Origin of the sequence: Clostridium sp. 1001270J_160509_D11 (assembly GCF_015667935.1) — a bacterium.
In the GTDB taxonomy this organism is placed as follows: Bacteria; Bacillota; Clostridia; order Peptostreptococcales; family Peptostreptococcaceae; genus Intestinibacter.
The window spans coordinates 1-6082 of record NZ_JADPET010000162.1; the positions used below are offsets into that span (position 1 = coordinate 1).

Genomic DNA, 6082 nt, shown 5'->3' on the forward strand with positions numbered 1-6082 from the left:
AATCGTATCGACTGATGAATACATAATAAATCCTCCTAATAATTAAATTTTCATAATTAGCTATTTAAATTTTATTTTTTAATTTTTTACTAATAATACTTTCTATAGTTAAATCCTTAATCTATAGATTTATTCATTACTCTTTTCGTTGTATCTATAGTTAGTAATAAATATATATTTTTTATTTATAATTCTTTTTTCTTATGAAATATATCTATCAATTTAAATATCAAAAATTATTAGACTTATGTTAAAATATTAACTATCATATTATATATAATAAATAATAAACATATTAAATTATTTAAAGGGGGATTTAACATGACTTCTGAAGCTTTAACAAGCAAGCAAAACCAGGAGGTTAATACATTAGCTAGAAAAATGGCAATAGCACTTGTTGCCGGATTATTAGTAGGAGGATTACTATTATTTCTAAGGGAGAGTTTAATAAATAATGGACACCAAAATACATGGGATGTTATAAATAGCTTATTTTTTCAAGATATAAGTACAGAAGAGGGACAAAATTCAATAGGTTTATTTTATATAATCGGTCAATTATTTATAAACTGTCTTCAACTAATAATAGTGCCAATGATTTTTTGTTCCATAGCACTTGCTATGTGTGAAATCAGTGACACAAAAAAACTAGGTCGTATTTCTGGTAAAACATTATTAGGATTTTTGACAACATCATTTATTGCATTGGCAGTTGCAATTATATGTGGGTTTATTACTTATCATTTAGGATTTTTTAATGTCTCAATATCAGGCTCAGGCACAGCAGAAGTCGCTTCTACTACAAATCCTCTGATGGTTATACTTGATGCAGTCCCAAATAATATAGGTACTGTAATGACTACAAATAGTAGAGTTTTATCAATAGTATTTTTAGGAGTAGTTATTGGTCTTTGTATAAACCAACTAGGAGACAAAATTTTAGTCCTAAAAAATATACTTACGGATATTAATAATATAATAATTACATTTTTAAATTTTGTAATATTTAAATTTGGTCCAGTTGCTGTATTCGTTTTAATAACAAGAACATTCGCAGTATACGGTGTAGAACATCTTAAACCTGCCTTTGCTTATCTTGCAACAGTTACAATAGCAGCTACAATCTGTTTAATATTCTCATATCCACTATTTATTTATTTTAACACTAAATTAAATCCAATTACTTTTATGAAAAAGATGGGTAAGGTTGCCCTTTTAGCTGTATCTGCTGCATCTTCAGCTGCTGCCTTATCATTAAACTTAAAAACTTCAGAAGAAGAACTTGGAATTAGTGAAGATGTTGCATCATTTGTCCTTCCTCTAGGTATGACAATTAATATGAACGGTACTGCTATAATGCAAGTAGTTGGTTCAATATTTATCGCCGCAAGTTCAGGATATGAGGTAACACTTCCAAATATGCTAGTAATTGCAGCACTTGCTCTTATGGCATCAATCGGTACACCATCTGCACCGGGTTCATCAATGATCGTATTATTTACTGTAATATCTGGTATGGGATATACTAACGATGCTACACTTATCGCATATGCGTTAATAATAGCGATAAATAGACCAATGGATATGTATACAACAGCTCTTAATGTTATTGGAGATGCTGCAACAGCTTTAGTTGTTTCTCACTCTGAAAACACTTTAAATAAAGATATTTATAATTCATAAAAATAATAATTACATATATAAAAGACAGCTTGTTTGAATTGACAAGCTGTTTCTTTTTCATAATTAAATCCATATATTCATATAAATATATTAAAATTAAACAAATTTTAATATAAGGAGGATATTATGAGAATTTATAACAGGCAATCAGATGAAAATTATAAATATGCATTAAAAAATATAAATCTAAGAAAAAGTAAATCCACATCAGGTGATATAATTACCGTCATACCAGCCGGTTCTAAAATCAGTATTATTGATGCAGCTGAAGATTGGTATAAAGTCAGCTATGACAACCAAATAGGTTATGTATATAATGGTAATCTCTCCACTACTAAATATACTTGGACAGATGTTTTACTGAGATCATTGCCTTCTTCTGAATCTAATTCACTTGGAGTTGTCCCAACTAAATCAAGAGTTCAAGTTTTAAAATCAACTGGTGATTGGGATAATGTTATTTATAATGACCAAGAAGGATACATATTTAATTACTTCTTATCAGATGATGGAAATCCACCAGGTAGCTATGACTTTGAGTATTTTAATACAGATATGACTCAATTTGTAAACGATAATAATATCAAAAGTCCTACCGATAACTTAATAACTACAAATTTACAAAATAAATTAACTTATATTTTTCAAAAAACAGTTGATAATAAATGGGATTTACTTTATAAATGGTCTTGTTCAATAGGAAAACCTGAAACGCCTACCATAAAAGGTACATTTTATATATCTGGTCGAAAACCTTACTTTGGCTCCGATTCATATCGTGTAAAATACGCTACTCGAATAAAAGGTGGGTATTATTATCATTCAGTTTTATTTAATCCTCAAGGAACAGAAATTATAAATGATACTTTAGGAGAAGCTATAACTCATGGATGTATCCGACTAGCTGTTGATAATGCTCATTGGATTTATACTAATATATTAGATACTACAACAGTTGTAATTAACTAAAGGTTGTCGCCAACGACTTCGTCCGTTGCTTAAAGGTTGTCGCCAACGACTTCGTCCGTTGCTTAAAGGTTACTGCCCACAAATTATAGATTCCGTTGCTAAAAAATTAATTACCAATGAATTATAGATTATGTTTTTAGGATTTACTTTCATTAAATAGGGATTTGTAATTTTATTTTACAAATCCCTATTTAATGTTTATTTTATCTAATTTGTTTTGTAATCTTTATTATATTTTATGATTTTATAATTCTTATCTAAGCCATGCTGGGTTTCCCGGCACAAATACTCTTTGCCCAAATTTCTTTTTATATTCTTTTAATGCTTCTTTTATAAGTTCTTCGTTTCCTTTAAAAGTATCTGCATTTTTTATTGTCTCTAACTTTTGGCTAAATGGACATACAGATAAACACATACCACAGTCCGTTCCTAGATATCTCCACTTTACATAGCAAGTTTCTTTATCTACTTTCCAATTATAATTTCCTAATTCATCAAACTTAGGTCCTACTTCTAAAGAATGTGATGGACAGTTATGTGCGCACTTTTTACATAGATTACAAAAATCCTCTAGGCCAAAGTCTTTATATTCATCTACTTCAAGCGGTAAATCTGTTGTTACTACTCCCAATTTTAATCTTGAACCATAATCTTTATTTGTAAGTACAGAATTTCTTCCTATATCGCCTAATCCTGCATCTTTCGCTACGAGCACTGGAGTTACTAAATAATTTTTATCCATATGATTTCTCGCATCATATCCCAAACTTCTTATATAATAAGATAAAACCATTCCTATAATAGATGCATCCACATAAGATTTTGTAGTTTCAATCACTTCACATATCATAGGTGCTCTATTTATCATCTCTTTATCTAATTCACATCCAAAAACAATAGCGTATTTATGATTTAGTTTTACTTCTTTTCCATAATCACTTTCTATTCTTCCTCTATGTGTGTATATGTGATAATCTTTTAATTCTGTAATTCCAACTACACAAGCACCATAATGTTTAGCAAATCCCTTTATTCTCTTTGTCATAGTTTTAGGATTTACCTCAACTTTCTCATCCGCTACTTCCCCTTCACATAACGGCAATATATCTGCTAAAAATTTAAATGCACTTGAGCCCATTGGCGAATTTACTTCATTATAAGTCATAGTTCCCTCTTGGCATAAATCTGGTCTATGACGTAAACTATCGTCTATATCCTTTTTTTCTGGGAATCTCTTATAATAATCTTCATACGCTTGACTTCCTGGTGTATAATGTGCTCTAGCAAACATCGTATCTCTTTCATCTGATCTATTCAATTTTAACCCCTCCCTACAATAAAATCTTTTTTTAAGCATTTTAAAAATATCGATCTTATTAAATAAATATATTATCTATTTGTATTTTTATGTCTAAAATTAGTATAGCACATTTAAAAAGTAATTAATAAATTTTAGATTTTAGTAGTATAATATTTATAAGGAAACTAAATTCTTAAGGGAGGTTTTATTATGAAACGAATTTCTTTATTTATTGTAATTAATGCTATATCTCTTTACATAGTGTCACTTTTAATGGACAGTGTGTATATTGGCTCTTTGACATCATTAATAACCTTGACTTTAATATTTGGATGCCTAAATGTATTTATTAAACCTTTAATTCAGTTTTTCTCTCTTCCAATGACAATTTTAACATTGGGTTTATTTTCATTTGTAATAAATGGGATAGTATTAAAATTAGCTTTTAGCATTGTTCCAGGCACACATATAAGTGGATTTTTTAACGCAATACTTGCAGCAATTTTATTGACTATTGTCAATACTATTTTCTACAATGTATTTGATTGATAAATAGAAAATAACTAATAATAGATACCTATATATAAATTATCAAGAATATGATTTTGTATTTAAATTTCAAAATCATATTTTTTTGCACAAAAATATCTTTTTATTTTATTCATATCCAAACAATGTTAACATTTTCCCATTTCATATGCACTTTAATTTTAATTTTGAATAATCAACTATTATTATAAATTATCCATTATATATCTATTGTATTAAATTTATCCACTATATCAGTACTATAGATTTTTCAATTTTGATAATATATAATAATATGTATCAGGATATCAATCTAAATTTTCCAATTTTAGTTTTAATCTTGAAATCTTTTATATTCTATTCTTGGTAAAAATATGGAGGTTTTAAAATGAAGATTTTTAATCAAATCGGAATTCTCCTTGGAGTCTGGGCAGCAGGAGAAGTTGTAAGTCAATTTATAAAAAATATTATAAACATTCCTGGATCTATATTAGGTATGATAATACTATTTTTACTGCTTCAATTTAAAATTATTAGCGAAGAAAAAATCAAAGATGTCGCTGATTTCTTATTAGGAAATATGGGTATATTCTTTATACCAGCAGGTGTATCTTTAATTCAATCTTTAGGTTTAATAAAAGAAAATGCTATTTTACTTTTATCATGTATAATACTTATAAATATCGCAGTTATGATAGGTAGCGGAATAAGCGTTGAATTTATGATAAAACTAAAAGAGAAAAAACAAGCAAAATCGCAGCAAGAAATTGCTTAATATTTATTAAAGAAGGCGGAGAAATGGAACAAATATTAAATACACAATTATTTGGATTACTTACAATTATAATTTTCTATAATATAGGATTATTTATTCAAAAAAAAGCTAGAAATCCTATATGCAATGGTCTTTTAATAGCAATAATACTTATAATATTATTTTTAAAGGGTACAAACATACCTTATGAAAATTTCAAAATAGGTGCAGATACAATCAACTTTTTACTTGGTCCTGTTACAATAGTTTTAGCAGTGCCATTATACAGACAACTTCACCTATTTAAAAAATATATGAAAGAAATATTAGTAGGAATACTTACTGGAGTATTTATATCTTTTATATCTGTAGTTTTAATTTGTAAAGTTGCAAATGCAAACCCAGAGATATTATATTCAATACTACCAAAATCAATAACTACACCAATGGGTATATCTCTTAGTAATATATTAGGTGGTATTCAATCTATAACTGTTGTTTGTATAATCCTTACTGGTATTTTAGGATATATAATGGGAGAAACAGTACTTAAAATAGGTAGAATTAAACATCCTATAGCAAAAGGGGTCGCTCTTGGTACTGCTGCTCATGCAGTTGGAACAAGTAAAGCCTTAGAACTTGGCGAAATTGAAGGAGCTATGAGTAGTTTATCAATTGGTATAGGCGGATGTTTAACAGTTATATTAGTGCCTATTTTAGCTAATTTTATATAATTTAATAGAGTTTTTTAAGAGCTAAGAAATTTATCTTTGAAAGTAGATACATAGAAAGTGTAAAAGTTAAACTTTCTATACCACATTCAATAATAATAGATGTAAAAGAAAAAG

The 6082-nt window shown here is 27.9% G+C and carries 6 protein-coding genes; 5 read left to right on the plus strand and 1 reads right to left on the minus strand.

Annotated features, from left to right (window positions below):
* Positions 1 to 321 precede the first annotated feature (321 nt).
* Together I4U58_RS12115 and I4U58_RS12120 are read left to right on the plus strand one after the other, a co-directional pair.
* Complete coding sequence (locus I4U58_RS12115) at positions 322 to 1683, plus strand: dicarboxylate/amino acid:cation symporter (RefSeq protein WP_195931603.1); 1362 nt, start codon at positions 322 to 324, stop codon at positions 1681 to 1683.
* A gap of 126 nt (positions 1684 to 1809) precedes the next feature.
* Positions 1810 to 2652, plus strand: a complete 843-nt coding sequence (locus I4U58_RS12120; protein WP_195931604.1) for an SH3 domain-containing protein — start codon at positions 1810 to 1812, stop codon at positions 2650 to 2652.
* Positions 2653 to 2905: 253 nt separating this feature from the next.
* Here I4U58_RS12120 and I4U58_RS12125 read toward each other — a convergent pair whose 3' ends face one another.
* Positions 2906 to 3970: a reductive dehalogenase domain-containing protein gene (locus tag I4U58_RS12125; RefSeq protein WP_195931605.1), complete on the minus strand. Its 1065-nt coding sequence runs from the start codon at positions 3968 to 3970 to the stop codon at positions 2906 to 2908.
* 192 nt (positions 3971 to 4162) lie between these two features.
* Here I4U58_RS12125 and I4U58_RS12130 point away from each other — a divergent pair, with 192 nt between their 5' ends.
* The 3 genes from I4U58_RS12130 to I4U58_RS12140 all read left to right on the plus strand — a co-directional run bounded on the left by I4U58_RS12130 (position 4163) and on the right by I4U58_RS12140 (position 5968).
* The gene (locus tag I4U58_RS12130; protein ID WP_195931606.1) at positions 4163 to 4501 is read left to right on the plus strand and encodes a phage holin family protein; all 339 of its coding nucleotides are present in this window, start codon (positions 4163 to 4165) and stop codon (positions 4499 to 4501) included.
* A gap of 367 nt (positions 4502 to 4868) precedes the next feature.
* Positions 4869 to 5255 (plus strand): CidA/LrgA family protein, encoded by a 387-nt coding sequence (locus I4U58_RS12135; RefSeq protein WP_195931607.1) that lies wholly within the window; start codon positions 4869 to 4871, stop codon positions 5253 to 5255.
* A 23-nt stretch (positions 5256 to 5278) separates the two neighbouring features.
* Entirely contained in the window at positions 5279 to 5968 is a 690-nt protein-coding gene (locus I4U58_RS12140; RefSeq protein WP_195931608.1) for an LrgB family protein, read from the plus strand.
* Positions 5969 to 6082 lie beyond the last annotated feature (114 nt).

What these genes read in the sequence shown, in the direction of transcription:
- I4U58_RS12115 (WP_195931603.1), top strand. Translation starts at nt 322, where the DNA reads ATGACTTCTGAAGCTTTAACAAGCAAGCAAAACCAGGAGGTTAATACA.
- I4U58_RS12130 (WP_195931606.1), top strand. Translation starts at nt 4,163, where the DNA reads ATGAAACGAATTTCTTTATTTATTGTAATTAATGCTATATCTCTTTAC.
- I4U58_RS12140 (WP_195931608.1), top strand. Translation starts at nt 5,279, where the DNA reads ATGGAACAAATATTAAATACACAATTATTTGGATTACTTACAATTATA.
- I4U58_RS12120 (WP_195931604.1), top strand. Translation starts at nt 1,810, where the DNA reads ATGAGAATTTATAACAGGCAATCAGATGAAAATTATAAATATGCATTA.
- I4U58_RS12135 (WP_195931607.1), top strand. Translation starts at nt 4,869, where the DNA reads ATGAAGATTTTTAATCAAATCGGAATTCTCCTTGGAGTCTGGGCAGCA.